Consider the following 24,922-nt stretch of genomic DNA (forward strand, 5'->3'; position numbering starts at 1 on the left):
GGTTGCCTATTCGATGGCGTCCGGATCCTCGGCGAACATCTCGGCGGCCTTGCGCGCTAGCTCGATCGCGCTGCGCGCCCACTCCGGGGTCGCGCCGGCCAGGCCACACGCGGGCGTGACGCCGATGCGGTCGCGCAGCGCCGAGCGGGCGAAGCCGAGACGATCGGTCACCGCGACCACCGCGGCCGCCACCTCTCGCACCGACGGGCGACGCGGCGGGGCGTCGCCAGCGACCACCCCCAGCGCGACGGTGCGGCCGGACTCCACGAACTCGGCAACACCGTCCAGGTCGGCGGCGTTCAGCGCGCCGACATCAACGGATACGGCGTGAAAGGCACTGCGCTGCAAAAGGTTCCATGGGAGGTCGGGAGCACAGCAGTGCAGCAGCACCGCACCGCCCGCCGTCCGGGCGCAGGTGTCCAGCAGCCCGGCGGCCACCTCTTCGTCGACTGGCGCCACGGGGCTCAGCGCGGTCACCCCGCTCAGCCCGCCGCCCAGGGCTTTGGGCAGCGACGGCTCATCGAACTGCACCACCACCTCCGCCTCGAGCCGGCCGGCCAGTCTCGCGCGATGCGTCGCCACGCCCTCGGCCAGCGACGCCGCCAGGTCGCGCAGCGCTCCGGGGTCGGTGATCGCCCGGTGGCCGTTGGCCAGCTCGACCTCGGCCGCCAGGGTGATCGGGCCCGGAGCCTGCACCTTTACCACCCGACCATCGTTGCGAAGGCCGGCGGCTTCCCAGGCCTCTTCGAGCGCGTCCATGTCCTCGTCGAGCAGGCTGATGGCTCGGCGGGTGACCGCCCCGGGCCGGGCGGCAAGCCGGTAGCCGCGGGGCGCGGTATCGATGGCCACGTCGACCAGCAGCGCACCGGCGCGCCCGAGCATGTCGGCACCCACTCCGCGGGCGGGCAGCTCGACGATGTGCACCAGCGCGCCCGCGAGTTCACCCACCACGACTTCGGCGGCTTGGCGCGCGGCGATGCCGGGCCACGATCCGACGCCGCTGGCGGTGGCAAAGGGATGGGTGAAAAGACTCACCGGGCAACCGTATTCGACGCCACGCCACGCGCCGGTCGGCAGGGTCTGTGTGCCGCCGGGCGGCGCGGGTAGGTTCAACACCAAAAGGGGTGCGAAAACGTGTCGCAGAAGGCGAAATCAGTTTGGCTACCGCTGTTGTGCGCGGTGGTGGCGCTGGTGGCGTCGTGCACTCGGGTGGTGGACGGTGCGGCCGTGGCGGGCTCCGGTGCCGGCCGCAGAGTGGTGCAGGGTGTCGACGTCGACACGATTCTGCTGGACCAGTCGCGAATGCGCGCGATCACCGGCGCCGGTGAGCATCTGACCATCATCCCCTCGATGGACGGGACCAGCCCGGTGGACATCGACGCGCTGGTCGATTCCGCGCCGCGCGAGTGCCGGTTCATCTACGCCGAGACGGCAACGTTCGGGCGCGATCTCGAGGCGTTCCACAAGACGACGTTTCAGGACCCGCCCGATGGCGCATTGATCTCCGAAGGCGCCGCGGCCTATCGCGATGCCGACACCGCCCGTCGCGTGTTCGGCGCCCTGGTGAGCACGGTGGGCGACTGCGCGAACGGCTCGAGCGGGCAGCTCTACGTCGGTGACTGGAACGCCGACGCCACCTCCCTGCACCTGCGGCCCGGGGGCTGCGGCCGCGACTACCGGATTGTGTCGGTGGCCATGCTGGAGGTGACTTTCTGCGGCTTCGCGCAATCGGTGTCCGACATTGTGATGACGAACATCTCCGCGAACATGCCGCGGTAGCCCCTATTCAGCGGGTGGTGCCGGCGATGGTGGCGCTGCCGAGCACCTCGTCACCGTCGGGATCGGGCCGATACAGCACCAGCGTCTGGCCCCGGGCCACCCCGCGCATCGGCGCGCGCAACCGAACGACGAGGTCGCCGTCGACCAGTTCGGCTATCGCGTCGGTTGTTTCGCCGTGCGCGCGCACCTGGACCGCGCACTCCACCGGGCCGGCCGGGGTGACGCCCGAGGTGAAAATCGGTTTCCGGCCCACGATTTCGCGTATCTCGAGATCCGCCGCCTCGCCCACCCGCACGGTGCCGGTCTCCGCGTCGATGGAGGTTACGTAACGGGGGCGGCCGTCGGGCCCCGGCCCGGCGATGCCGAGCCCCTTGCGCTGACCGACGGTGAAACCGTGCACGCCGTCGTGCTCGGCGAGCACCGTGCCGTCGGCATTGACCACCGCCCCGCGGCGCACCCCGATGCGCTCGCCCAGAAAGGCGCGGGTGTTGCCCGAGGGGATGAAGCAGATGTCATGACTGTCCGGCTTTTCGGCAACCGTCAGACCGCGCCGGGCGGCCTCGGCGCGGATCTGCGGCTTTGGGGTGTCCCCGATCGGGAACGTCGCGTGGCGCAACTGCTCGGCGCTCAGGACGGCCAGTACATAGGACTGGTCCTTGTCGTGATCGACGGCGCGACGCAGCCGACCGTCGCGGAGCCGGGCGTAGTGGCCGGTGGCCACCGTGTCGAACCCGAGTGCGACGGCCTTCGCCGACAGCGCGGAGAACTTGATCTTCTGATTGCACACCACGCACGGGTTGGGCGTCTCGCCGCGCGCATAAGACGACACGAATTCGTCGATCACGTCCGACTTGAACCGCTCCGCGAAATCCCACACATAAAACGGAATTCCGAGCACATCAGCGACCCGGCGCGCGTCGGACGCGTCTTCCTTCGAGCAGCACCCGCGCGAGCCGGTGCGCAGCGTGCCTGGCGCGCTGGACAGCGCCAAGTGCACGCCGACCACGTCGTGTCCGGCGTCGACCATCCGCGCGGCGGCGACCGACGAGTCGACGCCACCGCTCATGGCGGCAAGCACTTTCACTTAGGAAGCCCCCGCGCCGGCCAATGCGGCGCGACGGGCCCGATCCACCGCCCCGGGCAGTACCCGCAATACTGCATCGACGTCAGCGTCAACACTGGTGTGTCCCAACGAGAGTCGCAAAGAGCCGCGAGCGCTGGTGGCGTCGGCGCCCATCGCGATCAGCACGTGCGAGGGCTGCGCGACACCGGCGGTGCACGCCGACCCGGTCGAGCACTCGATTCCGTTCGCGTCCAACAGCATCAACAGCGCATCGCCCTCGCAGCCGCGAAACGTGAAATGCGCGTTGCCCGGAAGGCGCAGGGAATCGCGGGCACCGTTGAGACTGACATCCTCGATGCCGCCCAGTACGCCGTCGACCAGCCGGTCGCGCAGAGCCCGCAGCCGAGCGCTGTTGACCTCGAGCCCGTCGACCGAAATCCGGGCCGCCGCGGCCATTCCGACCGCGCCTGCGACATCGGCTGTGCCCGAACGGATGTCACGCTCCTGGCCACCTCCGTGTGCCAGCGGCACGCACGCGACCTCGCGACGCAGCAGCAGCGCACCAACGGCCGGCGGTCCGCCGAACTTGTGCGCGGTCACGCTCATCGCCGCCAATCCGCTAGCGGCGAAATCGACCGGCAACTGCCCAACCGCCTGCACGGCGTCGCTGTGCATCGGAACACCGAATTCGGCTGCGACGCCAGCGAGTTCGGCAGCCGGCATGACCGTTCCGACCTCATTGTTGGCCCACATCACCGAGACCAGCGCCACGTCGTCGTGGGTCTGCAGGACCTCGCGCAGCGCCGCGGGCGACACCGAGCCGTCGGCGGCGGTCGGAAGCCAGGTGACCTCGGCGCCCTCGTGTTCGACGAGCCAGTGCACCGAGTCCAGCACGGCGTGATGTTCCACCTCACTGGTGACGATGCGCCGCTGCCGGGGCTCGGCGTCGCGGCGAGCCCAGTAGATGCCCTTGACGGCCAGGTTGTCGCTCTCGGTGCCGCCGGCGGTGAAGATCACCTCCGAGGGGCGCGCGCCGAGCCTGTCTGCGATCAACTCACGGGATTCCTCGATGCGGCGCCGCGCCGCGCGGCCGCTGGTGTGTAGCGACGAGGCGTTGCCGACCGTGCCGAGCACAGCCGTCATCGCCTCGACGGCTGCGGGGTGCATCGGGGTGGTGGCGGCGTGATCCAGGTAGACCATGACGCGACCCACGATACCGGCCTGCCGGTTGGCTCAGGCCACCAGCACGTGCCCGTGACCAGCACGCCGCGGGGTTTTAACGCCCACCGCGGATTGGCACCGGCCGGCCAGGGCGCGCCGGTCCGTCCCGGGGAGCTGCAGAGACCCGACATGCACGCGCGCCAGCGTGCGCGACACGACGAGCATGCGGCGGATCGAGCTCAGCAGGGTCTCGTCGCCGACGAAGGCCGGGACCGTAGACGGGCTGCCATCGACATCGTGGTAGGTCAGCCGCAGCGGCTGCACCGGACGGCCGGCGTCGATGGCCGCCTGAAACATCGCCGGGTAGAAGGCGCCGCGGTCCCGACCACACCAGGTGGTGCCCTCCGGGAACGCGACCACCGTCTGTCCGGATCGCAGCCGGTGGGCGACGGCATCCACGACGCCGGGCAGGCGCCGCAGACTGGACCGCTCGATCGGGATGATTTTCAGGAAGCGGGCCACGACCGCGGTGGCCCGGCCGGTGAACATGTCGGCGCGCGCCACGAACGATCCGGGCAGCACCGATCCGATAGCGAAGACGTCGACCCAGGACATGTGCGGGCTCACTACCAGCACCCCGCGGAGGTTACGAATCGGGTTGCCCGTCACGGTGATTCGAACACCCAGGCAGCGCAGCACCAACCTGCAATAGATGCGTTGCACGCGGGTGCGGCCCGGCAGCGGCACGGCCAGCAGCGGCAGCCCCGGGGCCAGCAGCAGGGCCAGCGAAAGGCGAAGGGTCACCCGCAGCGCCCCGCGCAGCGGCCGCGGCGTCACCGCCTCGCCCGCTCCCACACAACCTGCGTCGCACGATGCGCGCGGCAGCCAGGAGTGCGCGGCGCCGTTCATCGCCGGCCGCCCGCCGTTCGCATCTCCGAAGCGGCGGCTACCGATCGGAGTCGCTTCAGATATCGGGTATCGGCGTGCGCTTTGCCCAGCAGGACGCAGAAATCGCCGACGCCGAACTCCGGGTCGTGCGCGGGTTCGCCGCACACCTGCGCGCCCAGGCGCAGGTAACCGCGCATCAGCGCCGGCACCGAGGGCCGCGCGGGCGGGGCGATGTCGCCGATCGCCCTCCCGTCGATCACCACCGGGCGGTGCGGGTAGACCCGGCATTCCGGCGGTGCGCCATGCCGGCCGAGCATGAAGTCTCGGACGCCGCGCAGTTGAGTGCCTGCAGGCTCGTCGGATTCGCCGCCGATGGGCACCGACACGCACCCGGTCACGTGGTCATAGCCGTAACGGTCCAGGTAGGCCAGGATGCCCGCCCACATCAGCAGCACGACGCCGCCGTTGCGATGCCCTTCGCGCACCGCCGCGCGTCCCATCTCCACCAGTGACGGCCGCAGCGGATCGAGCGCACGGATGTCGAACTCGGTGGCGGTGTAGAGCCCGCCGGCCGCGATGGCCCCCGCCGGCGCCAGCATGCGGTAGCAACCGACCAGCTCACCGGTGTCGTCGTCGCGGACCATGAGGTGGTCGCAAAACTCGTCGAACCTGTCGACGTCCCGTCTATCCGCGTGGGCCGCCGGCAGGGTGAAGCCCGGCGTGCTGGTGAACACGTCATACCGGAGTCGCTGCGCAGCCTCGATCATGACGGCGTCGGTGGACAGCAACAGGGAGTAGCGGGGTGCGGCCGACGAGCTGGTGGCCGTACCGGTGGTCTTCTCGCTGGGTATGAGGACAGAAGCAATGCTCATGAACCCCAACGTGGCGTAGTTGATGAGCTAGTCGGCATCGCGGCTATGACGTGTCGGTGCACGTGAGATGAAAGAACTGTCGCGAAAAGTGAGCTGCGTCCGGTGCCGGAACGCCGTCGGCGGATACGCAGCGGGGATGGTGGGGATGGATGTCGGCGGCCGGTCCCGAGAACCGTTGTCGGACTTCGAAACCGCTAGAACCGGCACCGGCGGATTCGGAATTCGATTCAGTGGTCGAGACGCGGTGCGTGCCGTGCCGGAATGCAAAAGCCCCCGGCACCGCGGTGCCGGGGGCCTTCGCGGCCGACAGACTCAGCCCTTGCGTGCCTTGATCGCCTCGGTCAGCTGCGGGGCGACCTTGAACAGGTCGCCCACCACGCCGTAGTCGGCGATCTCGAAGATCGGCGCCTCTTCATCCTTGTTGACCGCGATGATCGTCTTGGACGTCTGCATGCCCGCGCGGTGCTGGATCGCACCCGAGATGCCCAGCGCGATGTAGAGCTGCGGCGAGACGGTCTTACCGGTCTGGCCCACCTGGAACTGGCCCGGGTAGTAGCCGGAGTCGACGGCGGCGCGCGACGCGCCGACGGCCGCACCCAGCGAATCGGCCAGCTCCTCGACGACGCTGAAGTTCTCTGCGCTGCCCACACCGCGACCACCGGAGACGACGATGGTGGCCTCGGTCAGTTCCGGACGGTCACCGGCGACGGCAGGCTCGCGGGCGGTGATCTTGGTGGCGTTCTCGGCCTGGGCCGGAACCTCGACCTTGACCTCTTCGCCGGCACCGGCCTGCGGCTCGGCGTCGACGGCGCCGGCGCGCACGGTGATCACCGGGGTGTCCCCGTTGGCCTGCGCCTCCACGGTGAACGCGCCACCGAAGATGGAATAGGTCGCCTTGTTGCCTTCCTTGACGTCGACCACGTCGACCAGCAGGCCGGAACCGATGCGGGCCGCGAGCCGTCCGGCGATCTCCTTGCCGTCGGCGTTGGCGGACAGGATCACCGCGGCGGGCGAGTTGGACTCGGCGAGCGAGGCCAGCACGTCGACGAACGGGGTGATCAGGTATTTCTCGACGTCGTCGGACTCGGCGATGTAGATCTTGGCGGCGCCGGCCTCCTTGAGCCCGTCGACCAAGGGCGCGGCGGTCCCGGGAGCGCCCACCACGACGGCGGCGGGCTCGCCCAGCGCGCGGGCGGCGGTGATCAGTTCGGAGGTGACCTTCTTCAGCGCACCTTCTGCGTGCTCGACGAGCACAAGTACTTCAGCCATGGGTTATTTCGCTCTTCTCGTCTTGGGGGACTCGGGTCAGATGATCTTCTGGGCGACCAGGTACTTGGCGATCTCGTTGCCGCCCTCGCCCTCGTCGGTGACCTTCTCACCCGCGGTCTTCGGCGGCTTGGGCGTCGACGACAGCACGGTGGAACCGGCGTTTTCCAGCCCGACCTCGTCGCTCTCGACCCCGATATCGGCGAGGGTCAGCACGGTAACCTCTTTTTTCTTGGCGGCCATGATGCCCTTGAAGGAGGGGAAGCGCGGCTCGTTGATCTTCTCGGTGACGCTGACCACCGCGGGCAGGGTGGCCTCGAGGGTGAACACGCCCTCGTCGGTCTCCCGCTCGCCGGTGACCTTGTCGCCCTCGATGGAGAGCTTGCGCACATGGGTGAGCTGGGGCAGGCCCAGGTACTCGGCGATGACGGCCGGCACCGCGCCACCGGTCCCGTCGGTGGCCTCATTACCGGCGATGACCAGCTCGGTGCCCTCGATGGTGCCCAGCGCACGGGCCAAGGCCCATCCGGTCTGCACGACATCCGAACCGTGCATGCCGTCGTCCTTGAGATGGACGGCCTTGTCGGCGCCCATCGACAGCGCCTTGCGGATCGCCTCGGTGGCGCGCTCGGGACCCGCGGTCAGCACGGTCACCGCGCCTTCGCCGCCCTCGCGTTCGCGGATCTGCAGCGCCTCTTCCACCGCGCGCTCGTTGATCTCATCCAGCACCGCGTCGGCGGCCTCACGGTCCAATGTGTAATCGCCGTCAGATAGCTTGCGCTCCGACCAGGTATCTGGGACCTGCTTGATCAGGACCACGATGTTCGTCATGAGTGTGGTTCGTCCTCCTAGAAGGGGGCTCGCAGCAATCGACTACGAAACCTCGGTACGCGTTTTCGCAACGCACGGCCGTGTTACTACCCGGTAACTTTGTGCGGTATGCATTCACACCATAGCTGGTCGTAGTGCACGTTCCTGCAGCCCGTCCGCCGCTTCGCGAGCGGGGGTCCACTTCCCCGGTTCGCGAATCCGACACTTCGCGTTAGCCTGCCTATGCAATGAGCGCACTCGTGCCTGACGTCCCGCAGCACACCGCCGGCGACACCGCGTCGGCGGGTGACGCCGTGATGATGCTGACGGGTGAGCGCACCATCCCGGGTTTGGACATCGAGAACTACTGGTTTCGCCGCCACGAGGTCGTCTACCAGCGCCTTGCCGAGCGCTGCGCGGACGCCGACGTGCTCGAGGCCGGCTGCGGCGAGGGCTACGGCGCCGACCTGATCGCCGGGGTCGCCCGCCGCGTCATCGCAGTCGATTACGACGAGGCCGCGGTGGCCCATGTCCGGAACCGCTACCCCCGAGTGGACGTCATGCGGGCGAACCTTGCGCAGCTACCGCTGCCCGATGCGTCGGTCGATATTGTGGTCAACTTCCAGGTGATCGAACACCTGTGGGACCAAACACAGTTCGTCATCGAGTGCGTCCGGGTGCTGCGGCCGTCGGGCCTGCTGCTGATGTCCACCCCCAACCGGATCACCTTCTCCCCCGGTCGCGACACCCCGGTCAACCCCTTTCACACCCGCGAACTCAACGCCGCCGAACTGACCCAGCTGCTCATCGACGGCGGCTTCGCCGACGTGTCGATCAGCGGCCTGTTCCACGGCCCGCGGCTTCGCGAGCTGGATGCCCGGCACGGCGGCTCGATCATCGACGCGCAGATCCGGCAGGCAATGGCCGCTGACCAGGGGGTACCGTGGCCGCCCGAGCTGGCTGCCGACGTCGCCACGGTCACCACCGGGGACTTCGACCTCCTCGAGGCCGACGCAGGCGCGGCCACCGGCCACCACATCGACGACAGCCTCGACCTGATCGCGATCGCGGTAGCCCCGTGAGCACGCCGCAGAACCGGGTTCCCGGCCTCTTCACCCTGGTTTTGCACACCCACCTGCCCTGGCTCGCCCACCACGGCCGCTGGCCGGTCGGCGAGGAATGGCTATATCAATCCTGGGCGGCGGCCTACCTGCCGCTGATGCGGGTGCTGAATACATTGGCCGGCGAAGACCGGCGGGGCGTGATCACGCTGGGCGTCACGCCCGTGGTGAACGCGCAGCTCGACGACCCGTACTGCCTGGACGGCATGCACCATTGGCTGGCCAACTGGCAGCTGCGTGCCCTGGAGGCCACCAGCGTGCGGTCCGTTCCCCGCTCGAAGTCGGTCGGCTACCAGGCATGCACACCGGAAGCATTGCGCGCCTTAGGGATTCGTGAATCGGCCGAAGCGCAGCGGAGACTGGACGACTTCGCCACCCTGTGGCGGCACGGGGGCAGCCCGCTGCTGCGCAGCCTGCTCGACGCCGGCGCGTTAGAGCTGCTCGGCGGCCCGCTGGCGCATCCGTTTCAACCGCTGCTGGCGCCGCGACTGCGTGAGTTCGCACTGCGCGAGGGTCTGGCCGACGCGCAAATGCGCCTAGGGGCGCGACAAGGGCAAAGCCCCGGCGGGATCTGGGCGCCCGAATGCGCCTACGCGCCCGGCCTGGAGCACGACTATTCCGCCGCCGGCATCACCCATTTCATGGTCGACGGCCCCTCCCTACACGGCGACACGGCCCTGGGCCGGCCGGTCGGCGACACCGATGTGGTCGCGTTCGGGCGTGATCTCCAGGTCAGCTACCGGGTGTGGTCACCGAAATCCGGCTACCCCGGGCACGCCGCATATCGCGACTTCCATACCTATGACCACCTCACCGGCCTCAAGCCGGCCAGGGTGACGGGCCGCAACGTGTCCTCGCAGGACAAGGCGCCTTACGATCCCGAGCGCGCCGACCACGCGGTCGATACCCACGTCGCCGACTTCGTCGACGTGGTTCGCAACCGCCTACTCTCGGAGTCCGACCGCATCGGGCGTCCGGCGCATGTGGTCGCCGCGTTCGACACCGAGCTGTTCGGCCACTGGTGGTACGAGGGTCCGACGTGGCTGGAGCGGGTGCTGCGGACCCTGCCGGAGGCCGGCGTCCGGGTGGGCACGCTGAACGACGCCCTCGCCGACGGTTTCGTCGGGAACGCGGTAGCCCTGCCGCCCAGCTCGTGGGGTTCGGGAAAGGACTGGCAGGTGTGGGCCGGCGATCAGGTCGCCGATCTGGTCGCGCTGAACAGCGAAGTGGTCGACATGGCGCTGAGCACCGTCGACAAGGCGCTGTCCCAGACCGCGTCCCTGGACGGGCCCACTCCACGCGATCACGTCGCCGATCAGATCCTGCGCGAAACGCTGCTCACCGTCTCCAGCGACTGGCCATTCATGGTCAGCAAGGATTCGGCCGCCGACTACGCCCGCTACCGCGCCCACCTGCACGCCCACGCCACCCGCGAAATCGCCGATGCGCTGGCATCGGGGCGGCGCGACACCGCGCAGCGCCTGGCGGAGGGCTGGAACCGCGCCGACGGGCTGTTCGGCGCCCTCGATGCCCGCAGGTTGCCCCGATGAGGCGGGCCGCGGCGTGAAAATCCTGATGGTGTCGTGGGAATATCCGCCCGTGGTGATCGGCGGGCTCGGCCGGCACGTGCATCATCTGTCGACCGCGCTGGCCGCCGCCGGTCACGACGTCGTCGTGCTGTCGCGGCGTCCCAGTGGAACCGATCCACGCAGTCATCCGTCCACCGACCACATCAGCGAGGGCGTTCGGGTAATCGCGGCCGCTCAGGACCCGCACGAATTCGCCTTCGGCACCGACATGATGGCGTGGACGCTCGCGATGGGCCACTCCATGGTTCGCGCCGGTCTGCCGCTGACGAAGCCGGGCACCAACCGCGCCTGGCGGCCCGACGTCGTGCACGCCCACGACTGGCTGGTGGCCCACCCGGCGATCGCGCTCGCCCAATTTTACGATGCGCCACTGGTTTCCACGATCCACGCCACCGAAGCCGGTCGTCATTCCGGCTGGGTCACCGGTGCGATCAGCCGTCAGGTGCACGCGGTCGAATCGTGGTTGGTGCGTGAATCCGACTCGCTGATCACGTGTTCGGCGTCGATGGCCGACGAGATCACCGAGCTGTTCGGTCCCGGCCTGGCCGAGATCACGGTGATCTGCAACGGCATCGAGACGGCACGGTGGCCGTTTGCGGCGCGCCGGCCGCGCACCGGACCGGCGGAGCTGCTCTACCTGGGTCGGCTCGAGTACGAGAAGGGTGTGCATGACCTCATCGCCGCGCTGCCACGGATCAGGCGCAGCCACCCCGGCACCACACTGACCATCGCCGGTGAGGGGACCCAGCAGGGCTGGCTCATCGAGCAGGCTCGTAAACACCGGGTACTCAAGGCGATTCGGTTTTCTGGGCACCTCGAACATGCCGAGCTGCTGGCCGTCCTGCATCGCGCCGACGCCGCGGTGCTGCCCAGTCACTATGAGCCGTTCGGGATCGTGGCGCTGGAGGCGGCGGCGGCGGGCACTCCACTGGTGACCTCTGACATCGGTGGCCTGGGCGAAGCGGTGATCGATGGTCAGACCGGCGTGTCGTGCCCGCCTCGCGACGTGGCCCGGCTGGCCGCCGCGGTGCGCTCCGTGCTCGACGACCCGCAGGCCGCGCAGCGGCGCGCCCACGCCGCCCGCGAACGACTCACATCCGATTTCGATTGGCGCACGGTGGCCGACAAGACCGCGCAGGTTTACCTGTCGGCCAAGCGTGGCGTGCGCCAGCCGCACGCGCGGCTGCCCATCGCCGAACACGCCTTGCCGAACCGGTAGGCGCTAACGTTCAGGCATGGGCCTGGACTATTCGAGCGTCGTGGACGCTCCCATCAGCGACGTTTTCGATTGGTACGCAAGGCCTGGGGCGTTCGCCCGGCTTTCGCCGCCGTGGCAGCCGATGCGGCTGGTCACCGAGGCCGCCTCACTCGAGGACGGGCGAGCCACGCTGGCGCTGCCCGGGGGCCTGCGCTGGGTCGCCGTCCATCAGCCCGACGGATATGACCCGCCGCGGCGTTTCGTCGACACCGTCGGCGGCGACGGCCTGGCCGCGCTCCCGATGCGAATCGCGGTGCGCTGGCGCCACGTTCACGAATTCGAAGACCTCGGGGGCAACCGCACCAGGGTGATCGACAGGGTCGAGACTCCAGTGCCCGGCCGGCTGCTGCGGCCCATGTTCGTCTACCGGCACCGCCAGCTCGCCGACGACTTGGCGGCCCACCGGCTGGCCGCCGAGAACGGACTGCGGCCGATGACGATCGCCGTCACCGGATCGTCGGGATTGGTCGGTTCGGCATTGACCGCTTTCCTGCGCACCGGTGGGCATCGGGTGATCCGGCTGGTCCGACACGTCGCACGCGACGACGATGAGCGACAATGGAACCCCGACGATCCCGACCCGAGGCTGTTCGACGGGATTGACGCGGTGATCCATCTCGCGGGCGCCTCGATCGCCGGTCGTTTCACCGAGAGACACCGGCAGGCCATCCGGGACAGCAGGATTGGGCCCACGCGGCGGCTGGCCGAACTACTGGGCCGCAGCGAGCGTCGCCCCGGCGTGCTGATCTCGGCGTCGGCCATCGGCTTCTACGGATACGACCGGGGCGATGAAACTCTCACCGAGGACAGCGGTCGCGGCGACGGGTTTCTGGCCGAGGTGGTGACCGACTGGGAGGAGGCGACCACGCCCGCCCAGCAGGCGGGGATGCGGGTGGTGCCGGTGCGCACCGGCATTGTGCAATCGCCCGCCGGCGGCACTTTGAAACTGATGCGTCCGCTGTTCAGCGCCGGGCTGGGTGGCCGTCTTGGTGACGGCCGACAATGGCTGTCCTGGATCGGGATCGACGATCTGGTGGACGTCTACCACCGCGCACTGTGGGACTCCACGTTGTCTGGGCCGGTGAATGCCGTTGCACCGCAACCCGTTCGCAACAGCGAATACACCGCCGCCCTGGCGGCGGTGTTGCACCGGCCGGCGGTGTTGCCCGTGCCCTCGCTGGGTCCGCGGCTGCTCCTGGGCGGGCAGGGCGCCCGCGAGCTGGCGTGCGCGAGCCAGCGAGTGGCGCCGGCCAAACTCGCCGCTGCCGGGCATCGGTTTCGACAACCGGATCTGGATCGGGCGTTGCGTCACCTGTTGGGGCGCGCCGGCTGACTCCGGCAGGACTTTCAGGGCACGGGTCGCGTGGTAAGCGGCCCGTCGCTGACATCACGGGTGATCGCTTGGACCAACGACCGGGAATGCAGCACCGGACTCGGCGTCCCGGAGACATGAAGGAACCCGTCAATGAGGTCGCGCAGGGCCGCCACCGATTCCCACCGTGGCGACCAGCCGAGCACGTCGCGCGCGCGGCTTGGGTCGAGCAGCGGCAACGAAAACGCCATATCGAGCCAGCCCCGGTCGATGGGCTGCAGTCTCGCCCGCCACGATGCCTCCACAGCCAACCCGAGCACGGCAGAGGGCACATGAACCGGGTGTGCCCGCAATGCCTTTGCGATGTCGTCACGGGACACCGGCGGCTGGGCGGCGAGGTTGAACGGGCCCAGCGCACAACGCTCGCCAGCTTTCACACAGGCGTCGGCGACATCGTCGGCGTGCACGATGGACACACATAACGAGCGGTCCAGCGGGAGCACGGGCAGCCAGCGCAGCCATTGCGGATCCAGGTACACGGGCAGGGTGAGCGCCGCAGGCCGGGCGCGGCGTCGCGCTGCATGAAGCCGGGCCGCATCCGGGTAATGCCCACGCCATCGGGATTGTGGCGTTCGTAGTCGTCGAGCATGTGTTCCACCGTGGATTTCGCCCGGCTGTATGCCGATGATCTGATGCCGGCGGTCGACCAGGACTCGTCCACCTGCTCCGCGTACCGCCCGGCCGCGTAGGTGCCCGCCGACGACATGTGCACCAGCTGAGGCACTTTGGCGTTATGCGCCGCGCTGAGCACCGCCGCGCTGCCATCGACGGCGACCGCATCCAGATATCGCCGGTTAGCGGTGGGCTGGAAACCCCACGCCAGATGGATCACACACTGCGCGCCGCGAAAAACGTTGAGGCGCCCGGATCCGCGAGGTCCAGCTGATGCCATTGGACGGATCGGTACACGCCGTCCGGCGGCGGGCGTCTACGGGTGACGCCGACGATCTCGTAATCAGTTTCCGCCTTCGGCGACACGTCGCAGCAGTGCGGTGCCGACGTTGCCACTGCCCCGGTGATGACGATCCGCTTGGACGCCGGCAACCTCCCCAGCACGAGCAGCTACTATTCGGCGTCTCTGCCGTCGCGGCTGTGCTGATAGGCGCGGGCGCGCAGGTCCGCGAGCCACCGGGGGTGCAGGCTCAAGCCGGGCGCCGTGTTGAGGACGGGGTCGAACGACACGTCCCGGTCGCCGTCGGGATCGATGGCGGTGGTGAGCGTGATGCGGGCCAAGGGTGTGAAATCGGCTCTGCCGCAAGCTTGGTCGAGGGTCACCTCGATGTTGTTGCGCTCGAGCTTGGACCGGACGCTGTCCAGGGACAAGCCCATGCCGCCGATCTCGCTGGAGGTGCGAGCCCGAAGCCACCAGTTGTGGTCCTGATAGTGCAACGGCATCAGCGTGGTCAGCGTCTGACCGTTCCACGACGTGGCCGGCCGCAGCGCCACCACCCGTGACAACACCCCCGACCCGGACGAGACGAGCAGGATGTCCCACGGCTTCTCGGAGGGCGGCGGCGCGGGCAGCCGGAAGGCCAACCCGATGAAGTCGGGCAGCGCCGCTGGCGTGCCGCTGGCCTTGGACACGCGCGCAACAATCTCCGACGACGCGATCGGCAATCCTTGGGCCACAGGGGCAACGCGCTCGATGAAGCCCTCGGCGAGCACCCCGATCGGGTGGAAGAACCGCTTACCCCGGATCGCGGAGCCCAAGCGAAACGGCAACGCCACAAGATCGAAAACGTTCACCGGCGGCGGATTCCCATTCTTCGGCGGGAGAAACCATGCCGTTCAACACCGCCGCGCCAGCGCTGGTGGGGGGAAGTCACGGCGACACGGAAGCGCTTGTGTGCCGGCTGATCATTCGCAGTGCGGGCGGCTGTTGTTGCGGGTGGTAGGTGTGGCTGTCGATGTAGACCTGCGCCATGACCGCCTGCCAAGACTCGATCTGGGGCGAGGACTTCCAGATGCCCTCGACCAATCCCACGATCAAGGCGTTGTGTTCGTCGGTCAGGGTGTAGACCGGACCGCCGTAGTCCCGGCTGTCGGAGACCATGTCGGTGATGGCGAAGCGGCCGTTGCCGACCCAGCCGACCGAGCTGCAGAGTTGGCCGGTGGCGCTGCGCAGCTGGCATACGGGCATTCCGGGTTGCGCGCGCATACCGGGCGCGGATCCCAAACGGCGTCCCGTCGGAAGCACATCGCTGGCCGTCACATCGGGCGCGATCGCAATGACTTCGTACTCCACGGGCAGCATCGACACCTCCGCTGTGGAGTCTGCGTCGTCCTGGCGGCGGCCGAGGACCACGTTGCCGATCGGCTTGCGGTCGCGATCGGTGACTACCGACTGCCCTCCGTCGCATTGGCCACTGGTCAACGCGACCCGCAACCGCGGCTCGACCAATCCCACCATGCAGACCGTGCTGCCCTGGTGGATCTCCATTCCGGGGTAAACGGTGCTGCCCGGATCGGCAGCCGCCGGACCCGGTGCGGCAAAAAGCATCGCCGTGAGCGCGGATGCGATCGCAAACCGGCGCAGCCGGCAGCTGGGCTCTGCCATAGGACGCATCACCCCTCACGTCCGGGGTCCATCGCGTGTCTTACTCGACACGCGTATACCCGCGGTCTACCGGGCCAAACGGCCTTGAATCCGGTCGGAAAGCGAACGTGAGCGGTTTGCCAAAAGGCCGGGAAACGAACTGCGCGGGCCCGCCGCCTCGAGCTGCGCTGGAAGGCAGGGATCTGGCTCGCGTCGTGTCGGCTGCGCACGCCTGGGTGTTTCGGCGAACCGATATCTCAGCGCTCACCTCGGCGGTAGGCTGCTAACAGGTTGAGTTCACAGCTGCGTCTCCAACGGGAGCGGTGCGCAAAACACTGTTTCACTCCCGCCTCACGAACGTCGATAGGCGCTCTCATGGCCGCTATTCGCTCCGCAAATTCGGCGGATCAACACCTCCCCACCCGCTGCCGGTACATGGCTGATTTCAGCCGAGCACACCTGTTCGTCTATGCGCGCAGTCTCGGGACGGTCCTGCGCGTCGACGGCGAGATCGACGCCTCCAACGCGACGGACCTCACTGCGGCGATCCGAAACTTCGCCCGGCTCAAGACCCCCTTGGTGCTCGACCTCAGTCATCTGCGCTTTATCAGCGTGGAGGGTTTTCGTGCGCTGCTGTTGCTCAACGACGAGCTCCGCAAGGCGCGGGTGTACTGCGGCGTGATCGGCGGCACGGCGGTTAGTCCCCTGTTGCGGATCGTGCATCACAACGGGTTGCAGGTCGCCGGTTCGGTGCCCGAGGCCTTTCAGAACCTCGAAGACATCCTGCGCGCCAGACGACGGCTCCTGTCGGACCTGGCGCATCGGAAACCGGCTCAGTCCAGAGTCCCCACACAGCGCCGCGTCGTAGTGGTCGGACGGTTCCCTGCGGCGCCTAGGGTTTCGGCCTGTCGCCCAGTTCATCCTGGAAGCAGCGCAACGCGGTGATCAGCGCGGCGAAGACCCGATGCGCGGCGCTCAGGTCCGAATCGGGTAGGTCGTCGAGGGCTAATCGGGTGTGCGCATCGAGCGGGCTGATAAACGACCGCGCGGTGGCCAGACCGGATTCATCGTTGCGCAACACGACCTTTCGGCGGTCGGCAGGGTGATTATCGCGACGGATATGGCCGGCGCCGATGAGCCGGTCAACCAGATAGGTGATCGCCGAACCCGACAGTCCCAGCCGCTGACTGAGGTCGCTCGATGTCATCGGCCGCCCGCCTATCTCCGCCACCATGATGTAAAGCAGGGCACGAAAGTCATTGGGCCGCAGGTTATGAACCAGCGCGAACACCCGACCGATCTGATCGGACTCGGTCGACAGCTCCCGCAGATCGGCCGTTATCATCGACTCCAGCTCATCGCGGCCCCAGCGCTGCGCGTCAGCGTCCATAACGCTGTGAGCATATCGCCGATGCGGGTTACATTTCAGATACTTAAAGTTTTTCCGAGCAGTGGCCGCTGGCGCCCCCCTCGGAACACCGGTCGTCGCCCGATGGCGCATAACGATTACCTTCAGTAAATTAATGTTTAATTTATTGAAATAAGTGGTACGTCATAGCCACGACGCGAGGGCGCGCCTGGCGGTCGGCGCTGGTGTTTTGCCCGCCTCAGCAGCGGGTATGACGCGTGTGTTTGGCCGCGCGCCTGGGCACGCCAAACCGTCGGGGAGGGAGCGCTTGGGCATATGAAGGTTTTGTCTTTTTCACCCGCAACTGCGTCGCCGCCGGTGGCGATCGGTTGGCTCAGCGCCGACGACTTCGGCGCATGGCGGTCGAACGTACGGCGGATGATTTTGGGCGATGTCGCGCATTTCGTCGCCGAGCGGCGTGCCGGCGAACTAGACGATGTGCGCATCGACGCCGCAGGCGACATCCTGGCTCAGTTCATCGGTGGCGGTAAATGCCTGCGGTCGACATTCGTGTACCTGGGCTGGCTGTGCGGCGCGCCGCCCGACGATGCGGCCCTGCGGGCCGCGGCCAGTTTCGAGTTGCTGCACGCCTTCGCATTGCTTCAAGACGACGTCATGGATGGTGCCGACCAACGGCGCGGCCGCCCGTCGGCGCATCGGCAATTTGGCCGATGGCATCGCGAACGCGGACTGTCGGGCCCGTCGCAACGATTCGGCGAATCGGCAGCCATTCTGCTGGGCGACCTCTGCCTCATCTGGGCCGAACAGATGCTGCGCGAGAGCGGCGTCGACCCCCGGCGTCTCCAACGCGCGTGGCCACGCTATGACGCCATGCGCACCGAGCTCGCCGTCGGGCAATTCGCCGACTTGACGAACGATGCGCGGCAGGCGCCGGGGCTGGAAGTCGTGCTCGACGTGGCACGGCGCAAGTCGGGCAACTACACCGTGCGCCGGCCGCTGGAAATCGGCGCGGCCATGGGCGAATGCGACGATCGAACGCTGTCCCAGCTGGGCCGCTACGGCGCGGCGATAGGCGAGGCGTTCCAGCTTCGCGACGACGTCCTCGGCGTCTTCGGCTCGCCGGCTGTAACGGGCAAACCCGCTGCCGGCGACCTGCTCGAGCGCAAGGCGACAAGCGTGGTGGTGGCCGCCCACCAACTGGCCGATGCGCCGGCCCGCCGTGTACTCGTCGAGCTCGCGGATCGGGAAGACCTCGACGACAACGCGATCGACCGGTGGAAAGCGCTGATCGTCGAGACGGGAGCGGTGCAGCTGATCGAGCAGATGATCGACGACCGTGTCGCTGCCGCACGCGACCACCTCAGCGACTTGCCGATCGGCGAGCCCGTTCGCACCGCGTTGGCCGAAATGGCGGCCGTCTGCACGGATCGCGTTGAATGAGTAGCACCGACCAGGGAGCCTGTTGATCATGCGGACCATCGAAGGGCGCTCAGATCACGTGGTGGTGATCGGCGCCGGGCTGGCCGGCCTTTCCGCGGCACTGCACCTGGCCGGCCGCGGGCGGGCGGTCACGGTGGTGGAGCGCGAGCCGTGGCCCGGCGGGCGGGCCGGTCGCCTCGACATCGACGGTTATCGGATCGACACCGGGCCGACGGTGCTGACCATGCCGGACATCATCGACGCGACGTTCGCGGCCGTGGGCGAGCGGCTCTCTGACCGCGTGGAGTTGATGACGGTCGACCCGGCCTACCGCGCCGTGTTCGCCGACGGCAGTGCGCTCGACGTGCACAGCGACGCCGATCGGATGTCCGACGCCGTGGCAGACTTCGCCGGCGTCGATCAGGCGGCGGGCTACCGACGGCTTCGACAATGGCTGACACGGTTGTACCGCACCGAATTCGACGGCTTCATCGCCGCGAACTTCGATTCGCCGCTGTCGCTGCTCACCCCGCACTTGGCACAGCTGATCGCGATCGGCGGCTTCCGCAAGTGGGACCGAATGGTCAAGCGGTACATCACCGACCCACGGTTGCAGCGGATCTTCACCTTCCAATCGCTGTACGCCGGCGTGGCGCCGCGTGATGCCCTGGCGGTCTACGCCGTGATCGCCTACATGGACACCATCTCGGGTGTGGTGTTTCCGCGCGGGGGCGTACGCGCGCTGCCCGATGCACTGGCCGCGGCCGCCGCCGACGCCGGCGTCCGATTCTGTTACGGCACAACCGTAACCGCGCTCGAACGCACGGGCGGGCGGGTCAGCGCCGCGCTGAGCGAGCAGTCCGGACGCATCCCCTGCGACGCGGTGGTGCTGACCACCGAGCTGCCGCAGACCTACGGGTTGTTGGGCCGCACACCGCGTCGCCCGGTGCGGTTGCGTCCGTCACCCTCGGCAGTCGTGGCGCACCTGGGTTGTCCTGCCGTCGCATCCGAGACGGCCCACCACACCATCCTGTTCGGCGACGCGTGGGACCAGACGTTCACCGACATCGTCGACGACGGGCAACTCATGCGGGACCCGTCGTTGCTGGTCACGCGGCCGACGGCCAGCGACCCGACCCTGGCTCCCGAGGGCCGCGATCTGCTCTACCTGCTTGCCCCGGCGCCGAACCTAAAGCGGGGCACCATCGATTGGGTCAGCACCGGCGACGCCTATGTCGAGGACATGATCTCGCACGTCGCTGACCGGATGCTACCCGGTTTGCCTTACGACGCAACGGTTTTGGATGTCGTCACACCGGCCGACTGGGCGCGGCAGGGCATGGCGGCCGGCAGTCCGTTCGCGCTGGCCCACACGTTCGGTCAGACGGGGCCGTTTCGTCCGGGCAACATGGTGCGAGGCATCGACAATGCGGTGCTCGCCGGGTCCTCCACGGTGCCCGGCGTCGGAGTTCCGACCACGCTGATCTCCGGGCGGCTCGCCGCCGACCGCGTCACCGGCATCCCCACACGATCGACCGCATACTTCGACATGAAAGCCGGCTCGCCATGATACGCAGCGAGTTGACCGCGGCCGGAATCGACGATCCGCGGCTGCGCGACGGGTACCGCCGATGCCGCGAACTCAACGCCACCCATGGCCGCACCTTCTTTCTGGCCACCCGGCTGCTCGCGCCCGACCAGCGGCCGCCGGTGCACGCGCTGTACGGATTCGCCCGGTACGCCGACGACATCCTCGACGATCTCGACCCGCAGGTCGGCGCCGACGTCCGCAGCCGCCGGCTGCAGCAGCTGTCGGAGCGATTCTTCTCCGGCGATGCTCACCTAAAAGATCCGTTGGTGGCGGCGGTGACCGATACCGTGCGGCGTTACCAGATCAGCGCAGGGCTGTTCGAGGACTTTCTGGCTTCGATGCGGATGGACCTCACGGTCACCGACTATCCCGACCGAAAGGCCCTCAACCTATACATGCGAGGCTCCGCGGAAGCGATTGGGTTGCAGGTGCTTCCGATACTGGGCACGGTGACGCCCGCCCAGGAGGCCGCGCCGTACGCCGCGGCACTGGGCCGGGCGTTCCAGCTGACCAATTTCCTGCGTGATGTCGACGAGGACCTGCAGCGCGGCCGGGTGTATCTGCCGGCCGACGAGCTGGCCGCCGACGGCGTCGACCGTGAGCTGTTGACCTGGTGCCACACGCACCGCCGCACCGATCCCCGGGTACGTCGGGCCCTGACGGCCCAACACGAAATCGCCCGGCAAACCTACCAATTCGCGACGGAAGGAATCGCCACGCTGGCCGCCCGATCGCGACCTTGCGTAGCGACCGCGGCCGCGCTGTATTCCGAGATCTTGGACTGCATCGAAAGAAGCGACTTCGCCGTGTTCGATCACCGCGCCACCGTCGGCAAGGCGCGACGGCTTCGAGTCGCCGGTGCGGGGCTGATACGGTCGTGGCGGGCGCGCAACAGTGCGCAGGGCGTTCGTCAATCGGGGGCCGCATGAGCGATCGGTGGCAATACCTGGCTGTGCTTGCCGCGTGCCTGGTGATCACCGCGCCGCTGGAAATTTTCGGCCCCGGCGTCTACCGGCAGTACCGACGGGTCATCAAGGCGGTCGTGCCGGTGGCCGTGGTGTTTTTGGTCTGGGATGAGATCGCAATCGCCGCGCACGTGTGGGCGTACGACCCTACCTACCTGTGCGGGCTGAGCATCCCGTTCCGGGTGCCGGTCGAAGAGGTACTGTTCTTCCTCGTCATTCCCGTGTGCGCGTTGCTGACCTACAACGCCGTGACCACCATTCTGGAAAAGGTGCACCGCCGATGAACGGCCTTGGCTACACCCTGCCGGCCGCGCTGGCGGTATTGCTGGTCTGTGCCATGGAATTGGTGGTATTTCGGACCGGCCTGTTTCGGCGCCCGGCGTACTGGCTGTCGATGCTGATCGTGCTGGGATTTCAGATCCCGGTCGACGGCTGGCTGACCAAACTCAGCTCCCCCATCGTCATTTATGACGATCGAGGGCTCAGTGGCGTGCGTTTCCCCTTTGACATCCCGGTCGAAGACTTTCTATTCGGCTTCGCGTTGGTCACCGCCGTGCTACTGCTGTGGGAGCGGCAGCGTGCGCGTGGGTGACGCGGGCCCGGGTGAGTTGGCGGCCGCGTTCGACGCGGGAGCTGCGGCCTACGACCGCCTGGTCGGTGCCAGCCCGGGCTACCACGCGCAGCTGATTTTATCGGCTCGACGGATGCGGATTCCCGCCCGCGGTAAGGGGTTCCGGTTACTCGATGCCGGATGCGGCACGGGCGCTTCGACGGCGGCGCTGCTGGCCGTCGCGCCCGAGGCAGACATCGTCGCCATTGACGCGTCGCGGGGAATGCTCGACGCGGCGCTCGCCAAGCACTGGCCCGGTTCGGTGCGTTTCGTGCACACCCCGGTCGAAGAGCTTGCACAGCACGGGATCACCGGACCGTTCGACGGTATCCTGGCCGCCTACCTTATCCGCAACGTGGCCGACCGCGACACCCAGCTGTGCAGGTTCCGCGAGCTCTTGCGCCCCGGCGGCACGCTGGCGGTGCACGAATATTCGGTGCGCGATTCCCCTGCGGCCACCCGTATCTGGCACGCCGTGTGTTGGGGCATCATCATTCCCGCCGGGTGGTGGCGCACCCGCGACACCGGGTTGTATCGCTACCTGTGGCGCAGCGTGCTGGCGTTCGACGGCGCCGAGCGATTCCGGACTCGCCTTGCCGACGCCGGCTTCACCGCGGTGCACAGCGAAACGATGCCCGGCTGGGAAGCCAACATTGTGCACACCTTCCTGGCGGATGCGCCACGATGACAGCCGACCGGCATCGCCGAACGTTCGCCGCGCCAACGGGATTGCCCGATGCAAAGGCGCTGGCGTCGCGCCCGCGGGTGGCCGTCGTCGGCGGCGGGATCGCCGGGCTGGCGGCCGCCACCGGGCTGGCCGAGCGTGGCGTCGCCGTCGAGATCATCGAAAGCGAGCACTACCTCGGGGGCCGGGTGGGGGGTTGGACCGAGCGGGACGGCGGCGCCGAGCTCGCTATGAACCGCGGCTTCCACGCGTTCTTCCGACAGTATTACAACCTGCGCGCGCTGCTGAGCCGGATCGACCCGCAACTGCGGATGCTTACTCCCGTAAAGGATTACCCGCTGATCGACGGAACGGGCCGGCGTGACAGCTTCCGCGGGTTGCCGCGTACCCCACCGTGGAACGCCGTGGTGTTCGCGGCGCGCAGCCCTACGTTCCGGCTGCGTGACTTCACCCGCATCGATGCCCGCGCCGCCGCACCGCTGGCCGCCGTCTCGGTGCCGGGCACGTATGAGCGCCTGGATCACACCGACGCCGCCACGTTTCTCGAAGACATCCGCTTCCCCGAGGCCGCACGGCATCTGGCGTTCGAGGTATTCTCCCGCAGCTTTTTCGCCGACCCCGCCAAGCTCTCCGCGGCCGAGTTGGCGACCATGTTCCACATCTACTTCCTGGGGTCCTCCGAAGGCCTGATCTTCGACGTGCCCTCGGCGAACTATGACAGCGCGCTGTGGCAGCCGTTGCGCGCCTATCTCGAAGGGCGGGGCGTGCGGTTCCGGCTCGCCACCAAGGTGCTGAGCATCGACGCGGATTCGACGCGGCGCTTCAAGGTGCTTACCGATCCAGATGAGCACTTTGAGGTCGATGCCGTCGTCTTGGCCACCGATATCGCGGGTTTGCAGCGGATTGTCGCGGCGTCGAGGGACCTGGGCACCGACGACTGGCGCGCCCAGATATCGCGACTGCGCACCGCGCCGCCGTTCGCCGTGCACCGGTTGTGGCTCGACCGCCCGGTCGCGGCGCACCGGCCGGCGTTTTTGGGCACGGCCGGCCATGAGCCGCTCGACAACATCAGCGTGCTGGAGCGCTACGAATGCGAAGCCCGCGACTGGGCCGCCGCGCATCACGGTTCGGTTGTCGAACTGCATTCGTACGCATTGGATTCCGAGCCGCCCCGCGCCGCCGCGCTACGCCAACTGCACCGGGTCTATCCGGAAACCGCTGCGGCACAGATCGTCCACGAGAAGCTGCTGCATCGCAGCGATTGCCCGCTGTTTTCGCCCGGCTCCTACTTTTGCCGGCCACCGGTCGCCACGCCGACGCCGGGCTTGTTGTTGGCCGGCGACGCCGTCCGCATCGACTTGCCGGTGGCACTCATGGAGCGGGCAGCCACCACCGGCTGGTGCGCCGCGAACCAACTCCTGCAACGATGGGGGTTGGCCGGACACCCGTTGGCCACGGTACCCACCCAGGGCCGGTCGCCACTGCTGCGATGGCTTGCCGACCGCGAAAGATCCAGCCGATCATGAAGTTCCGCGAACAGCTTCAACAACGCCTGGCCGTCACCCGGACCAAAGGGTGGCCGCTACAGGTGCTTCCGCGCATGTCATGGGCGGATCAGCGCCCGACATATCGCGACGCGAAACCCGCCATCATCGAGGCCGCACTGCGGCGCTCACAGCGCAAACCCACCGGCAACTGGTACGTGTTCGCCGCCAGCGACCAGGTGCCCGGCGGGCGACCCTTCGGCACGCGCGTCGCCGGGGTCGACGTCGTCGCCTGGCGCGACGACCGGGGCCGGTTGTGCGTGGGGCCGCGCAGTTGTCCCCATTTGGGGGCGGACCTCGCCACGGGCACCGTGCACCAGGGCGCGCTGGTCTGCCGCTGGCACGGCCTGACCCTCGACGAACGCGCTCGCGAATTCGGCTGGAGCCCGTTGCCCAGTCACGACGACGGCGTCCTGGCCTGGGTGCGGCTCGACGCGGTGGGCAAGGAGGAACCGCTGGATCGGCCGGTGATTCCGCAGCGGCCGGCGGGCGACACCCTGAGCGCGGTCGCCCGCATGGTAGGTGTGTGCGAACCGAGTGACATCATCGCCAACCGCCTCGACCCGTGGCACGGCGCGTGGTTTCACCCCTACTCGTTCACCCGGCTCGACGTGCTGACGACTCCCACCGAACAGGCCGACCGATTCCTGGTGGCGGTGACCTTCCGGATGGGACGCCTCGGAGTGCCCGTCGTCGCGGAGTTCAGTTGCCCGGAAGCCCGCACGATCGTCATGCGCATCGTGGACGGGGAGGGGACCGGCAGTGTCGTCGAAACCCACGCGACGCCAATGGGTTCGAGTCCCGACGGCCGCCCGCGTACCGCCGTCCTGGAGGCCACCATCGCGCATTCAGAGCGGCCCGGTTTCACGCGCGCTTCCCGGGTGGCGCCGTTGATCACACCGATTATGCGTTATGCGGCCACCAAATTGTGGCGCGATGATCTCGCCTATGCCGAACGCCGCTACCAGGTGCGCACCGGCCACAAGTAGCCCGGGACCGGACGCTACGCGTGGAAGAATCCAAC

General features: G+C 68.3%; 23 protein-coding genes and 2 pseudogenes. 14 read left to right on the forward strand and 11 right to left on the reverse strand.

The annotated features are described in order from the left end of the window. Nucleotides 1-6 precede the first annotated feature (6 nt). Nucleotides 7-1,035, reverse strand: a complete 1,029-nt coding sequence (locus A5686_RS17685) for a methionine synthase (protein ID WP_067937120.1) — start codon at nucleotides 1,033-1,035, stop codon at nucleotides 7-9. 99 nt (nucleotides 1,036-1,134) lie between these two features. On the opposite strand from A5686_RS17685, the gene A5686_RS17690 reads away from it, so the two are divergent. Continuing rightward, complete coding sequence (locus A5686_RS17690) at nucleotides 1,135-1,779, forward strand: sensor domain-containing protein (protein WP_197520616.1); 645 nt, start codon at nucleotides 1,135-1,137, stop codon at nucleotides 1,777-1,779. A 7-nt stretch (nucleotides 1,780-1,786) separates the two neighbouring features. Here the strand turns inward: A5686_RS17690 and mnmA are convergent, their stop codons facing one another. The 6 genes from mnmA to A5686_RS17720 form a co-directional block, all read right to left on the reverse strand. Beyond that, nucleotides 1,787-2,863, reverse strand: coding sequence for a tRNA 2-thiouridine(34) synthase MnmA (gene mnmA / locus A5686_RS17695; protein WP_067936937.1), 1,077 nt, complete (start codon nucleotides 2,861-2,863; stop codon nucleotides 1,787-1,789). Continuing rightward, nucleotides 2,864-4,042: a cysteine desulfurase family protein gene (locus A5686_RS17700; RefSeq protein ID WP_067936939.1), complete on the reverse strand. Its 1,179-nt coding sequence runs from the start codon at nucleotides 4,040-4,042 to the stop codon at nucleotides 2,864-2,866. A gap of 33 nt (nucleotides 4,043-4,075) precedes the next feature. After that, nucleotides 4,076-4,912, reverse strand: a complete 837-nt coding sequence (locus A5686_RS17705) for a 1-acyl-sn-glycerol-3-phosphate acyltransferase (RefSeq protein WP_067936942.1) — start codon at nucleotides 4,910-4,912, stop codon at nucleotides 4,076-4,078. Next, nucleotides 4,909-5,763, reverse strand: coding sequence for a GNAT family N-acetyltransferase (locus tag A5686_RS17710; protein ID WP_067936944.1), 855 nt, complete (start codon nucleotides 5,761-5,763; stop codon nucleotides 4,909-4,911). Before A5686_RS17710 ends, A5686_RS17705 begins: the two co-directional genes overlap by 4 nt. 312 nt (nucleotides 5,764-6,075) lie before the next feature. After that, nucleotides 6,076-7,032 carry an electron transfer flavoprotein subunit alpha/FixB family protein gene (locus A5686_RS17715; protein WP_067936946.1) on the reverse strand — a complete coding sequence of 319 codons (957 nt, stop codon included), beginning with the start codon at nucleotides 7,030-7,032 and terminating at the stop codon, nucleotides 6,076-6,078. 36 nt (nucleotides 7,033-7,068) lie between these two features. After that, entirely contained in the window at nucleotides 7,069-7,860 is a 792-nt protein-coding gene (locus A5686_RS17720; protein ID WP_067936949.1) for an electron transfer flavoprotein subunit beta/FixA family protein, read from the reverse strand. Between the two features lie 227 nt (nucleotides 7,861-8,087). Here A5686_RS17720 and A5686_RS17725 point away from each other — a divergent pair, with 227 nt between their 5' ends. Genes A5686_RS17725 through A5686_RS17740 form a run of 4 tightly spaced genes read left to right on the forward strand, consistent with a single transcriptional unit; the run spans nucleotide 8,088 to nucleotide 13,140 of the window. Then, nucleotides 8,088-8,921, forward strand: a complete 834-nt coding sequence (locus A5686_RS17725; protein ID WP_067936952.1) for a bifunctional 2-polyprenyl-6-hydroxyphenol methylase/3-demethylubiquinol 3-O-methyltransferase UbiG — start codon at nucleotides 8,088-8,090, stop codon at nucleotides 8,919-8,921. Then, the gene (locus A5686_RS17730) at nucleotides 8,918-10,510 is read left to right on the forward strand and encodes a glycoside hydrolase family 57 protein (RefSeq protein ID WP_067936954.1); all 1,593 of its coding nucleotides are present in this window, start codon (nucleotides 8,918-8,920) and stop codon (nucleotides 10,508-10,510) included. The genes A5686_RS17725 and A5686_RS17730 overlap by 4 nt, the downstream gene beginning before the upstream one ends. A 13-nt stretch (nucleotides 10,511-10,523) precedes the next feature. After that, nucleotides 10,524-11,768 (forward strand): glycosyltransferase family 4 protein, encoded by a 1,245-nt coding sequence (locus A5686_RS17735; protein ID WP_067937126.1) that lies wholly within the window; start codon nucleotides 10,524-10,526, stop codon nucleotides 11,766-11,768. Between the two features lie 16 nt (nucleotides 11,769-11,784). Beyond that, nucleotides 11,785-13,140: a TIGR01777 family oxidoreductase gene (locus A5686_RS17740; protein ID WP_067936957.1), complete on the forward strand. Its 1,356-nt coding sequence runs from the start codon at nucleotides 11,785-11,787 to the stop codon at nucleotides 13,138-13,140. A 14-nt stretch (nucleotides 13,141-13,154) separates the two neighbouring features. Here the strand turns inward: A5686_RS17740 and A5686_RS28440 are convergent. The 3 genes and pseudogenes from A5686_RS28440 to A5686_RS17755 all read right to left on the reverse strand — a co-directional run bounded on the left by A5686_RS28440 (nucleotide 13,155) and on the right by A5686_RS17755 (nucleotide 15,736). Then, nucleotides 13,155-14,223: pseudogene (locus A5686_RS28440) on the reverse strand (NAD-dependent epimerase/dehydratase family protein). A 21-nt stretch (nucleotides 14,224-14,244) separates the two neighbouring features. Continuing rightward, a complete protein-coding gene (locus A5686_RS17750; protein ID WP_067936960.1) occupies nucleotides 14,245-14,925 on the reverse strand; it encodes a phosphodiesterase in 681 nt (226 codons plus the stop codon). 76 nt (nucleotides 14,926-15,001) lie between these two features. Next, entirely contained in the window at nucleotides 15,002-15,736 is a 735-nt protein-coding gene (locus tag A5686_RS17755) for a hypothetical protein (protein ID WP_156750126.1), read from the reverse strand. Nucleotides 15,737-16,150: 414 nt separating this feature from the next. On the opposite strand from A5686_RS17755, the pseudogene A5686_RS17760 reads away from it, so the two are divergent. Then, a pseudogene (locus A5686_RS17760) lies at nucleotides 16,151-16,555 on the forward strand (STAS domain-containing protein); the annotation flags it as partial. A gap of 52 nt (nucleotides 16,556-16,607) precedes the next feature. Here the strand turns inward: A5686_RS17760 and A5686_RS17765 are convergent. After that, the gene (locus A5686_RS17765) at nucleotides 16,608-17,105 is read right to left on the reverse strand and encodes a MarR family winged helix-turn-helix transcriptional regulator (RefSeq protein ID WP_067936964.1); all 498 of its coding nucleotides are present in this window, start codon (nucleotides 17,103-17,105) and stop codon (nucleotides 16,608-16,610) included. 294 nt (nucleotides 17,106-17,399) lie between these two features. Here A5686_RS17765 and A5686_RS17770 point away from each other — a divergent pair, with 294 nt between their 5' ends. Genes A5686_RS17770 through A5686_RS17805 form a run of 8 tightly spaced genes read left to right on the forward strand, consistent with a single transcriptional unit; the run spans nucleotide 17,400 to nucleotide 24,887 of the window. Then, nucleotides 17,400-18,524 carry a polyprenyl synthetase family protein gene (locus tag A5686_RS17770; RefSeq protein ID WP_067936966.1) on the forward strand — a complete coding sequence of 375 codons (1,125 nt, stop codon included), beginning with the start codon at nucleotides 17,400-17,402 and terminating at the stop codon, nucleotides 18,522-18,524. Nucleotides 18,525-18,552: 28 nt separating this feature from the next. After that, nucleotides 18,553-20,073: a phytoene desaturase family protein gene (crtI, locus tag A5686_RS17775; RefSeq protein ID WP_067936968.1), complete on the forward strand. Its 1,521-nt coding sequence runs from the start codon at nucleotides 18,553-18,555 to the stop codon at nucleotides 20,071-20,073. Further along, nucleotides 20,070-21,023 carry a phytoene/squalene synthase family protein gene (locus A5686_RS17780; protein ID WP_067936970.1) on the forward strand — a complete coding sequence of 318 codons (954 nt, stop codon included), beginning with the start codon at nucleotides 20,070-20,072 and terminating at the stop codon, nucleotides 21,021-21,023. Before crtI ends, A5686_RS17780 begins: the two co-directional genes overlap by 4 nt. Beyond that, nucleotides 21,020-21,343: a lycopene cyclase domain-containing protein gene (locus A5686_RS17785; protein WP_067936972.1), complete on the forward strand. Its 324-nt coding sequence runs from the start codon at nucleotides 21,020-21,022 to the stop codon at nucleotides 21,341-21,343. The genes A5686_RS17780 and A5686_RS17785 overlap by 4 nt, the downstream gene beginning before the upstream one ends. Continuing rightward, entirely contained in the window at nucleotides 21,340-21,651 is a 312-nt protein-coding gene (locus A5686_RS17790) for a lycopene cyclase domain-containing protein (RefSeq protein ID WP_067936974.1), read from the forward strand. Before A5686_RS17785 ends, A5686_RS17790 begins: the two co-directional genes overlap by 4 nt. Continuing rightward, nucleotides 21,638-22,357 (forward strand): class I SAM-dependent methyltransferase, encoded by a 720-nt coding sequence (locus A5686_RS17795; protein ID WP_067936976.1) that lies wholly within the window; start codon nucleotides 21,638-21,640, stop codon nucleotides 22,355-22,357. The genes A5686_RS17790 and A5686_RS17795 overlap by 14 nt, the downstream gene beginning before the upstream one ends. Then, the gene (locus tag A5686_RS17800) at nucleotides 22,354-23,880 is read left to right on the forward strand and encodes an FAD-dependent oxidoreductase (RefSeq protein WP_067936978.1); all 1,527 of its coding nucleotides are present in this window, start codon (nucleotides 22,354-22,356) and stop codon (nucleotides 23,878-23,880) included. Before A5686_RS17795 ends, A5686_RS17800 begins: the two co-directional genes overlap by 4 nt. Beyond that, on the forward strand, nucleotides 23,877-24,887 hold the full coding sequence (locus A5686_RS17805) for a DUF5914 domain-containing protein (protein WP_067936979.1): 1,011 nt from the start codon (nucleotides 23,877-23,879) through the stop codon (nucleotides 24,885-24,887). Before A5686_RS17800 ends, A5686_RS17805 begins: the two co-directional genes overlap by 4 nt. Nucleotides 24,888-24,922: the final 35 nt, after the last annotated feature.

This window comes from Mycobacterium sp. E2479 (assembly GCF_001667925.1).
Classification (GTDB): domain Bacteria; phylum Actinomycetota; class Actinomycetes; order Mycobacteriales; family Mycobacteriaceae; genus Mycobacterium.